General features: G+C 64.4%; 14 protein-coding genes. 10 read left to right on the forward strand and 4 right to left on the reverse strand.

Annotation, left to right across the window (positions count from 1 at the left end; translation table 11 throughout):
- Positions 1-44: 44 nt before the first annotated feature.
- From JQ621_RS15090 to xth, 4 genes are all read left to right on the forward strand, one after another.
- Positions 45-1259, forward strand: coding sequence for an aminotransferase class I/II-fold pyridoxal phosphate-dependent enzyme (locus tag JQ621_RS15090; protein ID WP_212235507.1), 1215 nt, complete (start codon positions 45-47; stop codon positions 1257-1259).
- Positions 1260-1268: 9 nt separating this feature from the next.
- Entirely contained in the window at positions 1269-3740 is a 2472-nt protein-coding gene (locus JQ621_RS15095) for a DNA translocase FtsK (protein WP_212235508.1), read from the forward strand.
- Positions 3741-3904: 164 nt separating this feature from the next.
- On the forward strand, positions 3905-4663 hold the full coding sequence (locus tag JQ621_RS15100) for an outer membrane lipoprotein carrier protein LolA (RefSeq protein WP_212235741.1): 759 nt from the start codon (positions 3905-3907) through the stop codon (positions 4661-4663).
- 128 nt (positions 4664-4791) lie between these two features.
- Positions 4792-5607, forward strand: a complete 816-nt coding sequence (gene xth / locus JQ621_RS15105; protein ID WP_212235509.1) for an exodeoxyribonuclease III — start codon at positions 4792-4794, stop codon at positions 5605-5607.
- A 135-nt stretch (positions 5608-5742) separates the two neighbouring features.
- On the opposite strand, the gene JQ621_RS15110 is transcribed toward xth, so the two are convergent.
- Together JQ621_RS15110 and JQ621_RS15115 are read right to left on the reverse strand one after the other, a co-directional pair.
- Entirely contained in the window at positions 5743-6186 is a 444-nt protein-coding gene (locus tag JQ621_RS15110) for a cyclic nucleotide-binding domain-containing protein (protein WP_212235510.1), read from the reverse strand.
- A gap of 60 nt (positions 6187-6246) precedes the next feature.
- A complete protein-coding gene (locus JQ621_RS15115) occupies positions 6247-6933 on the reverse strand; it encodes a response regulator transcription factor (protein WP_007598630.1) in 687 nt (228 codons plus the stop codon).
- A 204-nt stretch (positions 6934-7137) separates the two neighbouring features.
- On the opposite strand from JQ621_RS15115, the gene JQ621_RS15120 reads away from it, so the two are divergent.
- Positions 7138-7707: a L,D-transpeptidase family protein gene (locus JQ621_RS15120; protein WP_212235511.1), complete on the forward strand. Its 570-nt coding sequence runs from the start codon at positions 7138-7140 to the stop codon at positions 7705-7707.
- 5 nt (positions 7708-7712) lie between these two features.
- The gene (locus JQ621_RS15125; RefSeq protein ID WP_212235512.1) at positions 7713-8498 is read left to right on the forward strand and encodes a 2-keto-4-pentenoate hydratase; all 786 of its coding nucleotides are present in this window, start codon (positions 7713-7715) and stop codon (positions 8496-8498) included.
- 162 nt (positions 8499-8660) lie between these two features.
- Here JQ621_RS15125 and JQ621_RS15130 read toward each other — a convergent pair whose 3' ends face one another.
- The gene (locus JQ621_RS15130; protein ID WP_212235742.1) at positions 8661-9350 is read right to left on the reverse strand and encodes a YggS family pyridoxal phosphate-dependent enzyme; all 690 of its coding nucleotides are present in this window, start codon (positions 9348-9350) and stop codon (positions 8661-8663) included.
- A gap of 110 nt (positions 9351-9460) precedes the next feature.
- Here JQ621_RS15130 and JQ621_RS15135 point away from each other — a divergent pair, with 110 nt between their 5' ends.
- Positions 9461-11158: a diguanylate cyclase domain-containing protein gene (locus JQ621_RS15135; protein ID WP_212235513.1), complete on the forward strand. Its 1698-nt coding sequence runs from the start codon at positions 9461-9463 to the stop codon at positions 11156-11158.
- Between the two features lie 17 nt (positions 11159-11175).
- On the opposite strand, the gene JQ621_RS15140 is transcribed toward JQ621_RS15135, so the two are convergent.
- Positions 11176-12222 carry a GGDEF domain-containing protein gene (locus JQ621_RS15140; protein WP_212235514.1) on the reverse strand — a complete coding sequence of 349 codons (1047 nt, stop codon included), beginning with the start codon at positions 12220-12222 and terminating at the stop codon, positions 11176-11178.
- Between the two features lie 194 nt (positions 12223-12416).
- Here JQ621_RS15140 and leuS point away from each other — a divergent pair, with 194 nt between their 5' ends.
- The 3 genes from leuS (at position 12417) to holA (ending at position 16744) form a co-directional block, all read left to right on the forward strand.
- Positions 12417-15068: a leucine--tRNA ligase gene (gene leuS / locus JQ621_RS15145; protein ID WP_212235515.1), complete on the forward strand. Its 2652-nt coding sequence runs from the start codon at positions 12417-12419 to the stop codon at positions 15066-15068.
- Entirely contained in the window at positions 15055-15606 is a 552-nt protein-coding gene (gene lptE / locus JQ621_RS15150; protein WP_212235516.1) for an LPS assembly lipoprotein LptE, read from the forward strand. Before leuS ends, lptE begins: the two co-directional genes overlap by 14 nt.
- 109 nt (positions 15607-15715) lie before the next feature.
- Positions 15716-16744, forward strand: coding sequence for a DNA polymerase III subunit delta (gene holA, locus JQ621_RS15155; RefSeq protein WP_212235517.1), 1029 nt, complete (start codon positions 15716-15718; stop codon positions 16742-16744).
- The last annotated feature ends 80 nt before the right edge of the window (positions 16745-16824 follow it).

Consider the following 16824-nt stretch of genomic DNA (forward strand, 5'->3'; position numbering starts at 1 on the left):
CGCGCAGCGCGCGACCGGCCGTTCGAAGAGTACTGGCGCCCAGAATGGTCATGACCGCTTCAACCCGTGCGCCGCAGGCCAGTGCAAGCTCCAACAACGAACGCTCGCCCTTTGTCCGGCTGAACGAGCTGCTGGCGCCGCATCAACCCGGCAAGCCCTTGATTTCGCTTGCGGTTGGGGAGCCGCAGCATCCGGTGCCTGATTTCGTCGGGCCGGTGCTGGCCAAGCACATCGCCGATTTCGGCCGTTATCCGATGAACCAGGGGATGGAGCCGTTCCGCAACGCTGCGAGCGCCTGGCTGTCCTCGCGCTTCAAGCTGCCGCGAGCGCTCGACCCCCGAAACGAGATTCTCGTGCTCAATGGCAGCCGCGAGGGGCTGTTCCTCGCGGCGATCGCGGCCGCCCGCTACGTCGGACCGAAGCCCGGCAAGCCCGCCATCCTGATGCCGAACCCGTTCTATCCGGTCTATGGCGCCGGCGCCGGCGCAGCTAGCTGTGAACAGGTCTATCTGCCGACCACTGTCGAAAACGGCTTCCTGCCCGATCTCGACGCCATCGACGAGGCGACGCTGGCGCGCACGGTGGCGTTCTATCTGGCCTCGCCCGCCAATCCGCAGGGCTCGGTCGCCTCGCGCGAATATTTCACGCGCCTGAAGCAACTCGCCGATCGCTACAATTTCATGATCCTCAGCGACGAGTGCTATTCGGAGATCTACACCCGCGAGGCGCCGGGCAGCGCGCTCGAATGCGCGGGTGCCGATTTCGCCCGCGTGGCTGCATTCCAGTCGCTGTCGAAGCGCTCCAACCTGCCGGGCCTGCGCGTCGGCTTCGCCGCCGGCGACAAAAAATTCATCGGCATGTTCCTGGAGCTGCGCAACATCGCCGCGCCCCAGGTTCCAGTGCCGCTCCAGCATGTCGCGACCGTTGCCTATGGCGACGAAGCGCATGTCGAGGAGAACCGCAGGCTCTACCGGATCAAGTTCGACCTCGCCGACCAGATCATCGGCAATCGTTACGGCTATCGTCGGCCCGATGCCGGCTTCTGCGTCTGGCTCAATACGTCGGAGATCGGCGATGACGTCTCGGTGTGTCTGAAACTCTTCAAGGACGCCGGCGTGCGCGTGGTGCCCGGCTCCTATCTGGCGCGGCTTCAGCCCGACGGCTTCAACCCCGGTGCCGGCTATATCAGGCTGGCGCTGGTGCAGGATAGCGAGACCACGGCGCAAGCGCTGCACCGGTTGGTCGAAACTCTGGGTTAGGCGGGGCCCATGAGCATGTCGGCAATCGAACGTGTCATTCCCCTGGTTGGTCATCTGCCGCCCTCAATTCGCGAAGCGCTGAGCCGACGCGTGCGCGAGCTGGCTGGCTTTGGCCTTGTCACGCTCTCGGGCGTGGCGTCCGCCGCCCTGATGACCTGGTCGGTGCAGGACCCAAGCCTCAGCCACGCGACCTCGGGCCCGATCCACAATATCCTCGGCTATGCCGGCGCCATCGGCGCCGATCTTGCGATGCAGATCCTCGGGCTCGGCGCGATCATGCTGATCCTCACCGTCGCGGTGTGGGGCTGGCGCATGATGACCCATCGCCCGTTCGACCGCGAGGCGTTGCGGCTCGGTTGCTGGATTCTCTGCACGGTGATCGCGGCGGGCTTTGTCAGCTGCTGGCCGCATGGCGGCGCCTGGCCGCTGCCGACCGGGCTCGGCGGCGTCGTCGGCGATGCGCTGGTGCGTGCGCCCGCGGTGATCTTCGGGCCATCAGGCGCGATCTATCGCATGGTGCTCGGTGCCATCCTGTTCGTGGCGCTGGCCGCGACCTTCCTGATCGCCTGCGGCCTCGGCGCCCGCGAGCATGACGACGAGCTCGCGGAGCTCGAAGACGACGACAAGCCGCTCGACGACGACGAAGACAGCGATCGCGGCTCGGTGTCGCTGGGCTGGCTGTTCCATGCACTGATGAGCACCAAGGCGCGGCTGATCTGGCTGCTCGGCACGGCCTATCGCTCGCTGGTCTCGAGCGGACCGAAGGCCAAGGCCGTTTCGTTCAGCCGGCAGGAACCCAATCTCGGCGGCCGCGCCGCGCCCCCGATCTCGCCTCAGTCCGAGGACGAGGATTACGAGCACGAGGAAGAAGAGGAAGACGAGGAGGAGGAAGAGGAGCCGGCCGCTCGTGCTCCGCGCAAGAAGGCCGCACCGAAAGCCGCCTCGAAGAAATCCTCCGACAAGTTCGAGCTTCCGTCGGTGTCCGTGCTGGCCGCGCCGAAGGCCGGCGATCGTCAGCCGCTCAGCAAGGCGGAGCTGGAAGCCAATTCGCGTTCGCTCGAAGGCGTGCTCCAGGATTTCGGCGTGCGCGGCGAGATCGTGAAGGCCCATCCGGGTCCCGTCGTCACGCTGTACGAGCTGGAGCCGGCGCCCGGCATCAAATCGTCGCGCGTGATCGGCCTTTCCGACGACATCGCCCGCTCGATGAGCGCGCTGTCGGCGCGCGTCGCCGTGGTCCCCGGCCGCAATGCCATCGGCATCGAGCTGCCGAACGCGCATCGCGAGAAGGTCTATCTGCGCGAGCTGCTGGTCGCCAAGGAGACCGTCGACACCGTCGCCAAACTGCCGCTCTGTCTCGGCAAGACCATCGGCGGCGATCCCGTCATCATCGACCTCGCGCGCACGCCGCACATGCTGATCGCCGGCACCACCGGCTCCGGCAAGTCGGTCGCGATCAACACCATGATCCTCAGCCTGGTCTACAGGCTGCGCCCGGACCAGTGCCGCTTGATCATGGTCGATCCGAAGATGCTCGAACTCTCCGTCTATGACGGCATTCCCCATCTGCTCACCCCCGTCGTGACCGACCCGAAGAAGGCGGTGGTCGCGCTGAAATGGGCCGTGCGCGAGATGGAAGAGCGCTACAAGAACATGGCCAAGCTCGGTGTGCGCAACATCGACGGCTACAACACGCGCCTGCTCGAATTGAAAGCCAAGGGCGAAGAGCCGACGCGCACGGTGCATACCGGTTTCGACAAGGAAACCGGCAAGGCGATCTACGAGGAAGAAAAGCTCTCGCTCGATCCGCTGCCCTACATCGTCATCATCGTCGACGAAATGGCCGACCTGATGATGGTCGCCGGCAAGGACATCGAAGGCGCGGTGCAGCGCCTCGCGCAGATGGCGCGCGCCGCGGGGCTGCATGTGATCCTGGCGACGCAGCGTCCGTCGGTCGACGTCATCACCGGTACGATCAAGGCGAACTTCCCGACCCGCATCGCCTTCCAGGTCACCTCGAAGATCGACAGCCGCACGATCCTTGGCGAGATGGGCGCCGAGCAGCTGCTCGGTCAGGGCGACATGCTGTACATGGCCGGCGGCGGCCGCATCAGTCGCGTGCACGGACCGTTCGCGTCCGACGAGGAAGTCGAGAAGGTGGTGCGCCACCTCAAGACGCAGGGCCAGCCGGAATATCTCGAAGCGGTCACGGCCGAAGAGCCCACCGAGGACGAGGACGGCGGCGCGGTGTTCGACGCCAGCGGCATGGGCGCGGATGGCGGCGGCGACCTGTTCCAGCAGGCCGTCGCGATCGTCAAGCGCGACCGCAAGGCCTCGACCAGCTACATTCAGCGCCGGCTGCAGATCGGCTACAACCGCGCGGCGTCGCTGATGGAGCGCATGGAACTGGAAGGCATTGTCGGACCCGCCAATCACGCCGGCAAGCGCGAGATTCTGGTCGAAGAAGAAGACAGCCATATGTGAGGCAAGCAGCTACTGACCCGCCTCGGAATGACATTTTCACGCAAAATCGATCTCTGCTTTTGCCCGAAATCACGCTAAAACGGCGCCAGCCACGTTAGGACGACGCGTTGACCAGACATCCCGACATTGGATTCGCTGCCTCTCTCGCCGCGCGCAGCGCGCGCGTGGCAGCCGTGCTTCTCGTCACCGCCATGATGGTGACCGCGGCATCGTTTGCGCAGACCGTGCCCGTGCCGAAACCTGCGCCGAAGGCGCGCGATGCCGCTCCGCCGTCGGGTGGACCGGCCATCACGGGCGCAACGCAGGCACCGCCGAATCCGGTCATTCCCGATCCGCGCCGCAACGTGCCCAGCAGCATCTTCCAGACCTTCGACGACAAGCAGAAGGCGCAGGCGGCGAAGGTCAGCGCCTATCTGTCGTCGCTGTCGACACTGGTCGGGAATTTCGTCCAGGTCGGCCCCGACGGCAGCAAGACGCAGGGCGATTTCTACATTCAGAAGCCGGGCAAGGTCCGCTTCGAATACGATCCGCCGAGCCCGATCGACATCATCGCCGACGGATCGTCAGTCGTGGTGCGCGACCGCAAGCTCGCGACGCAGGACGTCTATCCGCTGTCACAGACGCCGCTGCGCTTCCTGTTGTCCGACCGCATCGACCTGATGAAGGACACCAACGTCGTCAACGTCACTGCGGACGATCTCTTCATCAGCGTGACCATCGAGGAGAAGCAGGCGCTGGTCGGCACCAGCCGTCTCTTGCTCATGATCGGCGCCAAGGACGGCCAGCTGAAGCAATGGACCGTCACCGACCCGCAGGGCTACGACACCACGGTCGCGGTCTACAATCTCGATGCGGGCAAGAAGCTCGATCCGAACATGTTCAAGATCGATTTCACCAATTACAGCGTGCCGTCGCCGGGATAGGCACTCCGCTCCCGTAGGGTGGGCAAAGCGACGCGTGCCCACCTCCCGACACAAACCCAGAAAAGATCTTGGGTTCGGCGCTTTGCGCCTTTGCCCACCCTACGAGAGCTTGCTAAGACGCAATTCCCATGCGTCTTTCCCTGACAACCTGGAACATCAATTCGGTGCGCTTGCGCATCGACCTTGTCGCGAAGTTTCTCAGGAGCGCGCGGCCGGACGTGCTGTGTCTGCAGGAGACCAAGTGCATCGACGACGCGTTTCCCCTGAAGCGCTTCAGGCGGCTCGGCTACGAGCACGTCGCACTGAACGGGCAGAAGGGCTATCACGGCGTCGCCATCGTCTCCAAGATTCCATTCGAGTCCACCGACATCCGCACCTTCTGCGAGAAAGTGGATTCACGGCATATCTCGGTGTCGTTCGGCGACAAGGCCAACATCGCAAAGCCGCTGGTGCTGCATAATTTCTACGTGCCTGCGGGCGGCGACATTCCCGATCCCGCGCTGAACGAAAAGTTCGACCACAAGCTTCGCTTCCTCGACGAGATGAAAGCCTGCGAGCCGCTGCATCCACGCGGCGATGACAGGCACATCCTGGTCGGCGACCTCAACGTCGCGCCGCACGAGAACGACGTGTGGTCGCACAGGCAGCTGTTGAAAGTGGTCTCGCACACGCCAATCGAAACCGAAAAGCTGAAGGCCGCGCTTGAAGCGGGCGAGTGGGTCGACGTTGCGCGCGACCGCATCGCGATGTCGGAAAAGGTCTACACGTGGTGGAGCTACCGCTCCGCCGACTGGACCGTCGGTGACCGCGGCCGACGGCTCGATCACATCTGGGTCTCGCGCGCGCTGAAGGACGCGGTGCAGGATTTCAGCATCCTGCGCGATGCGCGGAGCTGGGAACGGCCGTCGGATCACGTGCCTGTCACGGTGACGCTGGAAGTTTGATCTGCTTCGTCGCCCTGGCGAAAGCCAGGGCCCATTACCAGCAGACTTCGTTGTTGCACGAGACGTGTGGGTGATCGCGCCAAGCCACGAGCATTCGGGGTAATGGGTCCTGGCCTTCGCCAGGACGACGGCTCCTCACGTGCTGAGCTTCGAACCCGCCATCAGGATGTCGCTGGCGATCTGGCTGGAGCGGATGGCAAATTCATCGCGCAGCCGCACCGCCGCGGCGGGGTCGCTTTCGAGCACGCGCTGAAACAGGCTGCGGGCGACACGGATGACGGACGAATGCTCCAGCGCGATCGCACTGGAGGGCCGTTTCATCGGCACGACCAGCGCGAGCTCGCCGATCAGTGTGCCGGGCCCCGCGATCATCTCGGCACCGGCCCCGTCATCGACGCGAAAGGCGCCGCGCTGGACCACGAAGCCGGCATCGGCATCGTCACCGAGATTGAACAGGATGTCGCCGCGGACGAAATCACGTTGCTCGGAGCCGATCGCCAGCATGCGCAGCGAGGCCTCTCCCAACAAGCGCAGTGTCGGGACACGCTCAAGCAGCGCTACGTCGTCGTCGATTGACATTCCGGTCCGAGGCTCGAGGAACACGCGAATTTACGACGAATCGCGCGCTTCCGGAACGTATCACGGCACCAGCTTGTAGCCACCGGCTTCCGTCACCAGGATTTCCGGGTTGGCGGCATCCTTCTCGATCTTCTGGCGAAGACGGTAGATGTGGGTTTCCAGCGTGTGCGTGGTGACGCCGGAATTATAGCCCCAGACCTCCTGGAGCAGGGTCTCGCGCGACACCGGCATCTGGCCGGCCCGGTAGAGGAAGCGCAGGATCGCCGTTTCCTTCTCGGTGAGGCGAACCTTGCGGGCATTGGCCGCGGTCAGCATCTTGGAGCCGGGACGGAAGGAGTAGGGGCCGACCGAGAACACCGCGTCCTCGCTGGCCTCGTGCTGACGCAGCTGGGCACGGATGCGGGCCAGCAGCACAGCGAAACGGAAGGGCTTTGCCACATAGTCGTTGGCACCGGATTCCAGGCCCAATATCGTGTCGGAATCGGTGTCATGCCCCGTCAGCATGATGATCGGCGCCTTGAAGCCGCCCTTGCGCAGGGAGCGGACCACCTCGCGGCCGTCGGTGTCGGGAAGGCCGACATCCATCAGCACGAGATCGGGGGCATTGGCCTTCGCAGCGCTTGCGCCCTTGGCGCCGGTATCGACGGCGGAGGCTTCGAATTCTTCGTGTAGCGATAATTGCTCCACCAACGTGTCGCGCAGATCGGTATCGTCATCCACGATCAGGATCTTGCGGGCATTGGCCATAGGGGGTCATCCTTTTGGAGTCCGACCGGGCGCGCATGCATGCCGCACCCAGCCGCGATGGAAAGTTTAAGGGGTCGCTGTTTTTATTGTTCTTCGTGTTGAAGTAGTGGGCTGTTACCGATTCACAAGCCGGAAGCACTGTAACCCAGAATAGCAGGGCGTTTTGATGAATGTCCTGTAATGAATTCGACATCGCGATTTCACATGAAAAACAAAGCTATGTCAGGCAGTTACACCAGAAATGCGGGCTCAGGACCGCTTTCCGCGATCCGCGTTAAGCCTGCCGCCGGGAATCCACGCCGGGGCTGGCTGACGGCTGGCAGCCTGACAATTCCGGTGGCGCTGGGGCGCGGCGGCATTCTGGCCAACAAGCGCGAGGGCGATGGCGGCACGCCCCGGGGCAGCTTTCGGCCCAGGCAATTGTGGTGGCGGGGCGACCGGCACAGCCGTCCCAGAACGCTGCTGCCGGCGCGCGCCATCACCGACGCGGACGCCTGGTGCGAGGACCCCGGCGATCGTCACTACAACCAGTGGATCCGGCGCGGGCAAAGCGAGGGCGGCGACCGGCTCAAGCGCGCCGACCAGCTCTATGACTTCATCATCGAGATCGACCACAACACCAGGCCCCGAATCGCCGGCCGCGGCAGCGCGGTGTTTTTACATCTGGCGCGCGACAATTTCGGTCCGACTGCGGGCTGCGTCTCCATGACGAAATCGGCGATGCTGCAATTGCTGCGGCGGCTGGGCCCCAAGACGAGAATCATCATCGGGTGAGAACAATGCTCGACAAGGATCAGATCGCCGCCGCTTCGCAGGTTCTGGTTCGACACTGGCGCGACGGCACCAAGCTCGACGCGTTGGAGACGCGGCTGCGGCCGCAAAGTCGGGCGGACGGATACGCGGTGCAAGCCATGCTCGAAAGTCAACCGCTCGGAAAATTGTTTGGCTGGAAGATCGCGGCAACGAGCGAAGCCGGACAGAAGCACATCAATGTCGCAGGACCGCTGGCTGGCCGCATCATGAGCGACACCGTCATCGTCGACGGGGGCACTGCGCCGATGAAGGGCAACGAGATGCGCGTTGGCGAGCCGGAATTCTGCTTCCGCATGGGGCACGATTTGCCGCCGCGGCCGATGCCCTATGCGGTCGACGAGGTGCTGGCCGCCGTCGATACGTTGCATCCCGCCATTGAAATTCCGGATTCGCGCTTCGCCGACTTTGCCAGCGCCGGCGAAGCACAGCTCATCGCCGACAATGCCTGCGCGCATCTGTTCGTGCTGGGCAAGGCGACATCAGCCGTTTGGCGCGCAATGGACCTCGTCGAGGAACGGCCCGTGATCACACTGCGCGGTGAGCGCTATGTCGGTCACGGCAAGAACGTGCTCGGCGACCCCCGCGTGGCGCTCGCCTGGCTCGCCAACGAGCTCCGCGGCCTCGGAATCACCTTGCGGGCAGGGCAGGTGGTGACGACAGGCACCTGCCATCCGCCGCTGCCGATCCAGGCCGGCGATCATTTCGCGGCGGATTTCGGCGTGCTGGGGAAGGTGTCGGTGAGGTTTGAATAATCTCGCCGCGTCCTCCGCTGTCGTCCTGGCGCAGGCCAGGACCCATACCGCGTGATCTATGCAAGAGGCACGACCGTCGTTGGCGGAGTCTTCGCAAAACAGGCGATCGGGGCAATGGATCCTGGCTTTCGCCAGGATGACGAAAAACCAATTCGCCGACAACTACCGGTGCCCGAAGATCGCACTCCCCACCCGCACATGGGTGGCGCCCAGCATGATGGCGGTCGCATAGTCCGCGCTCATGCCCATCGACAGATTCTGCAATCCGTTGCGCGCGGCGATCTTGGCGGTCAGCGCGAAATGCGCGGCCGGCGGCTCGTCCACCGGCGGGATGCACATGAGGCCGGAGATCGTCAGACCATAGGTGCCGCGGCAGCTCGCGAGGAAGGCATCTGCCTCGCCGGGCGCGACACCGGCCTTCTGCGGCTCCTCACCGGTGTTGATCTGGACGAAGAGTTGCGGGTGCTTGTTCTGGGATTCGATTTCCTTGGCTAACGCCTGGCAAATGCTGGGACGGTCGACGGAATGAATGGCATCGAACAGCGCCACCGCCTCTTTCGCCTTGTTGGATTGCAGCGGTCCGATCAGATGCAGCGCGATCCCGGGGTAAGCAGCGATTAACTCAGGCCACTTGCCTTTGGCCTCCTGCACGCGATTCTCGCCGAACACGCGCTGTCCGGCGCCGATAACCGGGACAATTGCATCCGCCGCGAAGGTTTTGGACACCGCGATCAGCGTCACCGCACTTCGTTCGCGCCGCGCGTCCTTGCAGGCGCGCGCGATTTCGGCCTCGACCGCGGCAAGCGCATTTGGTGAATCGCCGGTTACCGGCGCGGCATGGGCATCTGTCATGACGTCGATCGGCTTGTGAGGGGTAACGGAGGTAGTTCCAATTTTACCCAGTTCAAGAAAGAGTTTTTGAACCCTTCGCTTTACCTTGCCCCTCGGGGTGGGTCGCGAAGATGGCAAACGTCAGTTTCAACCGCAAACGAGCAAAACTCAAGCAGGTCCTCGGCATCAGGGCCCGGCTTGCGTTGCTCGCTGTCATTCTCGTTGCGCCTCTCATGCTCGAGCGCATCCGTTCGCTCGAGGACACCCGCGCCAAGCAGATCGCGCAAGCGACGACCGAATTCACCACCGTGGCAAAACACGGCGCCGATGCACAGCGCGAGGTGATCTCGTCGGTCGAGACCATCCTGAAATCCGAGGCCTTCATCCGTGCCTCCGCCGGCGGCGTCAGCAAGAGCTGCGACGTGCTGCGCGCCAGCCTGCCGACCAGCCTGCCCTGGATCCGCACGCTGCTGATCGCCGGCCAGGACGGCCGCATCCAGTGCGCGACCAACAACATGTATGTCGGCCTCGATCTCTCGGACCGGCCTTATTTCCAGCAGGCGCAGCAGACCGGCCGCTTCGTGCTGTCCGACTTCATCCTGTCGCGTCCGGTGCAATCGCCGACCGTGATGGCGGTCTATCCGGTGTCCGCGTTCAGCGGTGTCGCTGACGCCGTCGTGCTGGCGACGGTGAACCTCGACTGGATGTCGAAGGTGATGAACAATCTGGGCGGCCGCGAGGGCATCACGGCGGTGCTGGTCGATAGCGCCGGCACCGTGCTGGCCGCGCCCGCCGATCAGCGCGGCGCGGTCGGACGTCCGCTCGATGACATGCCGCTGATGTCGGCCATCGCCGACATGGCCCTGCGCTCGGACCAGGACGAAGGCTCGCTGTCGTTCCTTGCCGCCGACGGCTCGCGCCGGGCCGTCAGTTACACGCGCATTGCCGGCACCAATGCCCGCCTGATCGCCAGCATCGACGAGGACAAGGTGTCCGCGGCGGTCAGCCGCGACATCCGCACCGCCTATCTGCAGCTCGCCTTCGTCGTCTTGTTCGTGTTGCTCGGCGCGCTGATCGCCGCCGAGAAGCTGGTGATCAAGCCGATCGAAATGCTCGCCGACATGGCCAAGCGTCTCGGCGAGGGCGACCTGTCGGCTCGCGCGGCGCGCAACCGGCTTCCTTCCGAATTCGTGCCGCTGGCGCGCGCCTTCAACGCCATGGCCGCCCAGCTCAGCCAGCGCGAACGCGAGCTGATCGCGACCAACGACCGGCTGACGGTGATGGCCTCGATCGACATGCTGTCGGGGCTTGCCAACCGCCGCGGCTTCCAGAGCCGTCTCGACTTCGAATGGATGCGCGCGCAGCAATATGGCAGCGAGCTCGCGCTGCTGATGATCGACGTCGACCATTTCAAGCTGTTCAACGACACCTACGGCCATCTCGAAGGCGATTCCTGCCTGACACGCCTCGGCGAATCGCTGTCCGGCATCGCCGCCGACACGATGGGCTTTGCCGCGCGCTATGGCGGCGAGGAATTCTGCCTGCTGCTGCCGAACACCGACGTGAACCGCGCCGTCGAGATCGGCGAGCAGGTGCGTTCGGCTGTGCTGAGGCTCTGCCTGCCGCACATCACCTCGGCTCATATGGTGGTCACGGTGTCGATCGGCGTTGCGGCGACGAAGCCGAACGAGACCTTGCGTCCGGGCGATCTGATCGAAGCCGCCGATGCGGCGCTCTACGCTGCAAAACATCGCGGCCGCAACAATGTCGTCGAGCACGGCATCTTGCGTATCGAGGGCGTCACAACCGAAATCGCGATGGTGGGCTAGCATCCAGCCCCAGGTCTCTAACCCGCAGCCTCGGCGCGATCGAGCTCCCTCTCCGTCACCACGCGATTGCGACCGCCGCCCTTGGCGAGATAAAGCGCGCGATCGCAGCGCTCGATCAGGTCGGCGATGGTTTCGCCGGGGCGATACTGCGCCACGCCGATCGAAACCGTGATGCTCGGCAAGACCTCGCCGGTCGAGCGGCGCGTGATCTTGCACTCCGCGAGCGCCCGCCTGATGCGTTCGGCCGTCTCTGCGCACGCCGGCAGATCGGCATCCGGCAGCACCGCGATCAGCTCCTCGCCGCCATAGCGGGCCGGCAGATCCTGCTGGCGGACCTTTTCGCGCAACACCTTCGCCATCAGCCGCAACACCTGGTCGCCGACACCGTGGCCGAAATTGTCGTTGAACGTCTTGAAGTGGTCGATGTCGAGCAGGAGCACGCTGAGCGGCTCGCCCCATTCCGCCGTGGTCTGCGCCTTGCGCAGGAATTCGTCGAGCGCCCGCCGGTTCGCAAGGCCCGTCAGCGTGTCGGTCCGGGCGCGTTCTTCGGACTTGGAGAGCGAATCTCTGATAACGTCGAGTTCGCGGGTCTTTTCCTCAAACCCTGCCTCGAGCCGGGTCGCGCGCGTGGCCGCCCGCGCCAGTTCGTTCATGAGCTGGGCGACCAGCGCCTTCGGATCGACGCCGGCCTTGCCCTGGTCGGCAACCTGGCTGATCGCCTGCATCTGGGAATGGTTGTCGGCGATCGCGGTTGCCAGAAATTCCTTGGCCGCGCCCATCAGCGCATGCAGCCGCTCGGACGTATCGACGACGGAAGCGCTCACTTGGGGCGCGATATAGGTCTCGAACAGGTCCTGATTGGTCCTGGCGTCGAAGGGGCGGTTGTGGTCGATCAGAAGATCGATGGCGTTGCGCAGGTCATCCTGGCTGCCTGCATAGTACTGGTACCAGATGGCGAAATTGGTCGGCGTCGGCGCGATCCGCTGTTCGGCCATGCTCCGCACCGCCCGTCCGGCGATGGACGCGGCGTAGTCGTAATCGGGATCGTCGAAATCTCGGTCCATCGTCTGACGCGGGTACCTGTTGCGATCGAAATAAGCACCGACCCCTTAATCCGATCCCAATGCCCTCATACGTACTTTTGCGGAGCAGCAATGCGGAGCGCCGGTCCCGGCGGCAACCCATTGACCCCCCGAGGACTTTTATGGCCTAGTCCCGCCTCTTCAGGCCGCCGAAACCACGAAAACGCAACGATTCCATGACCTCCGAACGCTATAACGCCCGCGACGCCGAACCGCGCTGGCAACGCCAATGGGACGAACAGCAAATCTTCGTCTCGAAGAACGATGATTCGCGGCCGAAATATTATGTGCTCGAGATGTTCCCCTACCCGTCGGGGCGCATCCATATCGGCCATGTCCGCAATTACACCCTCGGCGACGTGCTGGCCCGCTTCATGCGCGCCAAGGGCTTCAACGTACTGCACCCGATGGGCTGGGACGCCTTCGGTCTGCCGGCCGAGAACGCTGCGATCGAGCGCAAGGTCGCGCCCAAGGCCTGGACCTACGACAACATCGCCGCGATGAAGAAGCAGCTGCGCTCGATCGGGCTGTCGCTGGATTGGTCCCGCGAATTCGCGACCTGCGATCCCACCTATTACAAGCACCAGCAGAAGATGTTCCTGGACATGCTCGCCGCCGGCCTCGCCGAGCGCGAGAAGCGCAAGCTCAACTGGGATCCGGTCGACATGACCGTGCTCGCCAACGAGCAGGTGATCGACGGCCGCGGCTGGCGTTCGGGTGCCGTTGTCGAGCAACGGGAAATGAGCCAGTGGGTCTTCAAGATCACGAAGTACGCGCAGGAATTGCTGTCCGCGCTCGACGGCCTCGACCGCTGGCCGGACAAGGTGCGGCTGATGCAGCGCAACTGGATCGGCCGCTCGGAGGGCCTGTTGATCCGCTTCGCGCTGGATGCTGCCACCACGCCCGCCGGCGAGAACGAGCTGAAGATCTTCACGACGCGCCCCGACACGCTGTTCGGCGCGAAGTTCATGGCGATCTCGGCCGATCATCCGCTGGCGCAGGCAGCTGCCGCCAAGAACCCGAAACTTTCGGAGTTCATCGCCGACATCAAGAAGATCGGCACGGCGCAGTCGATCATCGACACCGCGGAGAAGCAGGGTTTCGACACCGGCATCAGGGCGGTGCACCCGTTCGACCCGAGCTGGACGCTGCCGGTCTATGTCGCCAATTTCGTGCTGATGGAATACGGCACGGGCGCGATCTTCGGCTGCCCCGCGCACGACCAGCGCGACCTCGACTTCGTCAACAAATACGCTCTCGGCAACACGCCTGTCGTGTGTCCCGAGGGCCAGGATCCGAAATCTTTCGTCATCACCGACACCGCCTATGACGGTGACGGCCGCATGATCAATTCGCGCTTTCTCGACGGCATGACCATCGAGCAGGCCAAGGACGAAGTCGCAAGGCGGCTGGAAGGCGAACTGCGCGGCAATGCGCCGGTCGCTGAGCGTCAGGTCAATTTCCGCCTGCGTGACTGGGGTATTTCGCGCCAGCGCTATTGGGGCTGCCCGATTCCCGTCATCCATTGTCCGACATGCGACGTGGTGCCGGTGCCGGACGACCAGTTGCCGGTGGTGCTGCCGGAGGATGTCAGCTTCGACAAGCCGGGCAACGCGCTCGACCATCACCCGACCTGGAAGCACGTCACCTGCCCCAAGTGCGGCGGCAAGGCCCAGCGCGAAACCGACACCATGGACACCTTCGTGGATTCGTCCTGGTATTTTGCGCGCTTCACCGATCCCTGGAACGAGACTGCGCCGACGACGCCCGCGGTCGCCAACCGGATGCTGCCGGTTGACCAATATATCGGCGGCGTCGAGCACGCGATCCTGCATCTGCTCTACAGCCGCTTCTTCACTCGCGCGATGAAGGCGACCGGGCACATCGCGCTGGACGAGCCGTTCGCAGGCATGTTCACGCAGGGCATGGTGGTGCACGAGACCTACCAGAAGGCCGACGGCACCTGGGTGCAACCGGCCGAGGTGCAGATCGAGGTTGGCGGCAACGGGCGCCGCGCGACGCTGCTGGCGACAGGCGAAGAGGTCGCGATCGGCGCGATCGAGAAGATGTCGAAGTCGAAGAAGAACACGGTCGACCCCGACGACATCATCGCAACCTACGGCGCCGACGTGGCCCGCTGGTTCATGCTGTCGGACTCCCCGCCCGACCGCGACGTGATCTGGAGCGATGAGCGCGTCCAGGGCGCCTCGCGCTTCGTGCAGCGGCTGTGGCGGCTGGTGAACGACGCGGTGGAACTCGGCAAGGCCGCCCCGGCGGCCCGCCCGGCCTCGTTCGGGGACGACGCGCTCCTCTTGCGCAAGGCCGCTCATGGCGCGCTCGACAAGGTCACGACGGGCGTCGAGCGGCTGCACTTCAACGTCTGCCTCGCCCATATCCGCGAATTCACCAATACGTTCTCGGAGGTGCTGCAGCGCGCCGGCCAGCCGCCGTTCGACCTCGCTCCAGATTTGGCTTGGGCGATCCGCGAGGCCAGCCAGATCCTGGTCCAGCTGTTCTCCCCGATGATGCCGCATCTGGCCGAGGAATGCTGGCAGGTCCTGTTTCAAAATGGTCTGGGTCAGCGCGGGCTGGTTTCCGAGGCCAGTTGGCCGCAAATCGAACGCGATTTGCTGGTTGAAGACAGCGTGACCCTGGTGGTTCAGGTCAACGGCAAGAAGCGCGGCGAGGTCACGGTTGCAACAGCGGCCCAGAATCCGGAAATCGAGGCTGCCGCTTTGGCCCTCGATGCTGTAAAACTGGCCCTGGACGGCAAGCCCGTCCGCAAGGTCATCATCGTTCCCAAGAGGATCGTGAATGTTGTCGGCTAGGATCCGTATCGCAGCCCGCTTGCTGGCGGTTGCCGCATTGGCGGCGCTGACGGCCGGTTGCTTCCAGCCGATGTATGCCGAGCATACCGACGGCACCCCCGGCCTGCGCGAAAAGCTGATGGGGGTCGATCTGCCGCCAATCGACAAGCCCAACGCCTCGCGCGAAGCCCGGATCGGCGTCGAAGTCCGCAACGCGCTGGCGTTCAAGCTCTATGGCTCGGCCACAGGCATGCCGCCGACGCACCGACTGGTGATCCGTTTCAATACCAGCAAGACGTCCCTTATCGTCGATCCCACGACCGGCCTGCCGAACACCGAGAACTACGGCATCGACTGCCAGTACAATCTGATCGAGGTTGTGACCGGGAAATCGGTGATGACCGGCACCACGTTCTCGCGGGTGTCCTATGATCTGCCCGGCTCCTATCAGCGCTTCGCCCGCAACCGCGCGGTACGTGACGCCGAGGATCGGGCCGCCAACGAGATCGCCGAGAACATCAACACGAGGCTCGCCGCGTTCTTTACCGCGGGTAGCTAGTTTGCTGTCATTCCGGGGCTCGCGAAGCGAGAAACCGGAATCCCGAGTTTGTAGATCGAGATTCCGGGTTCGCCCTTCGGGCGCCCAGGAATGACGACTTTGAGGCGTCATGGTCGCGCTGCGCGGAAAAGAGATCGACGCCTTCCTCGCCCGTCCTGACGCGGGCCGTCCGATCATCCTGCTCTATGGCCCCGACGCGGGCCTCGTGCGCGAGCGCGCCGACGCGTTGATCGCGTCCGCCGTCGACGATCCCAATGATCCCTTCTCGCTGGTGAAACTCGACGGCGACGAGCTTTCGGCCGAGCCGTCGCGCCTGGTCGACGAAGCCATGACCGTGCCGCTGTTCGGCGGACGCCGCGCCATCCGCATCCGCGCGGGATCGCGCAGCTTCGCCGCCGGCGTCGACACGCTGGCCGAGATGAGTGTCAAGGATTGCCGCATCGTGATCGAAGCCGGCGAACTGCGTCCGGAATCGCCGCTGCGCAAGGCCTGCGAGAAGGCCAAGACCGCCGTTGCGATCGGCTGCTATCCCGACACCGAGCGCGACCTCGCCAGGCTGATGGAGGACGAGCTCCGCATCGCCAATTTGCGCATGGCGCAAGACGCCCGCGCCGCGCTGATGTCGTTCCTCGGCGGCGATCGCCAGGCCTCGCGCAACGAGCTGCGCAAGCTCACGCTCTATGCCCACGGCAAGGGCGAGATCACGCTGGACGACGTGATGGCCGTCGTCGCAGATGCCTCCGAGCTGAAGCTCGATCCGATCGTCGACGGCGCCTTCGCCGGCCGGCCCGACATCGTCGAGACCGAATTTGCAAAGGCGATGGTCGCCGGTACCTATCCTGGCGTGATCATCTCCGCCGCGCAGCGCCAGGCCGCCTGGCTGCACAAGTCCGCGCTTGCGATTGCCGACGGCACGCCGGCCTCCACCGTGATCGACGGCGGATTCCCGCGCTTGCATTTTTCGCGAAAGCCAATGGTCGAAACGGCGTTGCGCAATTTCAGTGTGGCGCGCCTCGCCGGCATCATCGAGCAGCTTGCGACGACCGCGCTCGACACCCGCAAGCAATCGACGCTCGCCGCCGCCATCGCCCAGCGCACGCTGATGGCGATCGCTGCGAATGCGAGAAGGCGGGGGTAAGCTCAATGTCGTCCTGGCGAAGGCCAGGACCCATTACCCCAAGGAAAGGTTTGGCGAAGATTCGTAGTCCGGTACTGCGA

It is taken from the genome of Bradyrhizobium manausense (assembly GCF_018129685.1).
Lineage (GTDB): Bacteria > Pseudomonadota > Alphaproteobacteria > Rhizobiales > Xanthobacteraceae > Bradyrhizobium > Bradyrhizobium manausense_D.

Coding starts and splice junctions, on each gene's coding strand:
- lptE (WP_212235516.1), top strand. CDS start 15,055: ATGTTGTCGGCTAGGATCCGTATCGCAGCCCGCTTGCTGGCGGTTGCC.
- JQ621_RS15130 (WP_212235742.1), bottom strand. CDS start 9,350: ATGACAGATGCCCATGCCGCGCCGGTAACCGGCGATTCACCAAATGCG.
- JQ621_RS15090 (WP_212235507.1), top strand. CDS start 45: ATGGTCATGACCGCTTCAACCCGTGCGCCGCAGGCCAGTGCAAGCTCC.
- JQ621_RS15095 (WP_212235508.1), top strand. CDS start 1,269: ATGAGCATGTCGGCAATCGAACGTGTCATTCCCCTGGTTGGTCATCTG.
- leuS (WP_212235515.1), top strand. CDS start 12,417: ATGACCTCCGAACGCTATAACGCCCGCGACGCCGAACCGCGCTGGCAA.
- holA (WP_212235517.1), top strand. CDS start 15,716: ATGGTCGCGCTGCGCGGAAAAGAGATCGACGCCTTCCTCGCCCGTCCT.
- JQ621_RS15140 (WP_212235514.1), bottom strand. CDS start 12,222: ATGGACCGAGATTTCGACGATCCCGATTACGACTACGCCGCGTCCATC.
- JQ621_RS15125 (WP_212235512.1), top strand. CDS start 7,713: ATGCTCGACAAGGATCAGATCGCCGCCGCTTCGCAGGTTCTGGTTCGA.
- JQ621_RS15135 (WP_212235513.1), top strand. CDS start 9,461: ATGGCAAACGTCAGTTTCAACCGCAAACGAGCAAAACTCAAGCAGGTC.
- xth (WP_212235509.1), top strand. CDS start 4,792: ATGCGTCTTTCCCTGACAACCTGGAACATCAATTCGGTGCGCTTGCGC.
- JQ621_RS15120 (WP_212235511.1), top strand. CDS start 7,138: ATGAAAAACAAAGCTATGTCAGGCAGTTACACCAGAAATGCGGGCTCA.
- JQ621_RS15115 (WP_007598630.1), bottom strand. CDS start 6,933: ATGGCCAATGCCCGCAAGATCCTGATCGTGGATGACGATACCGATCTG.
- JQ621_RS15110 (WP_212235510.1), bottom strand. CDS start 6,186: ATGTCAATCGACGACGACGTAGCGCTGCTTGAGCGTGTCCCGACACTG.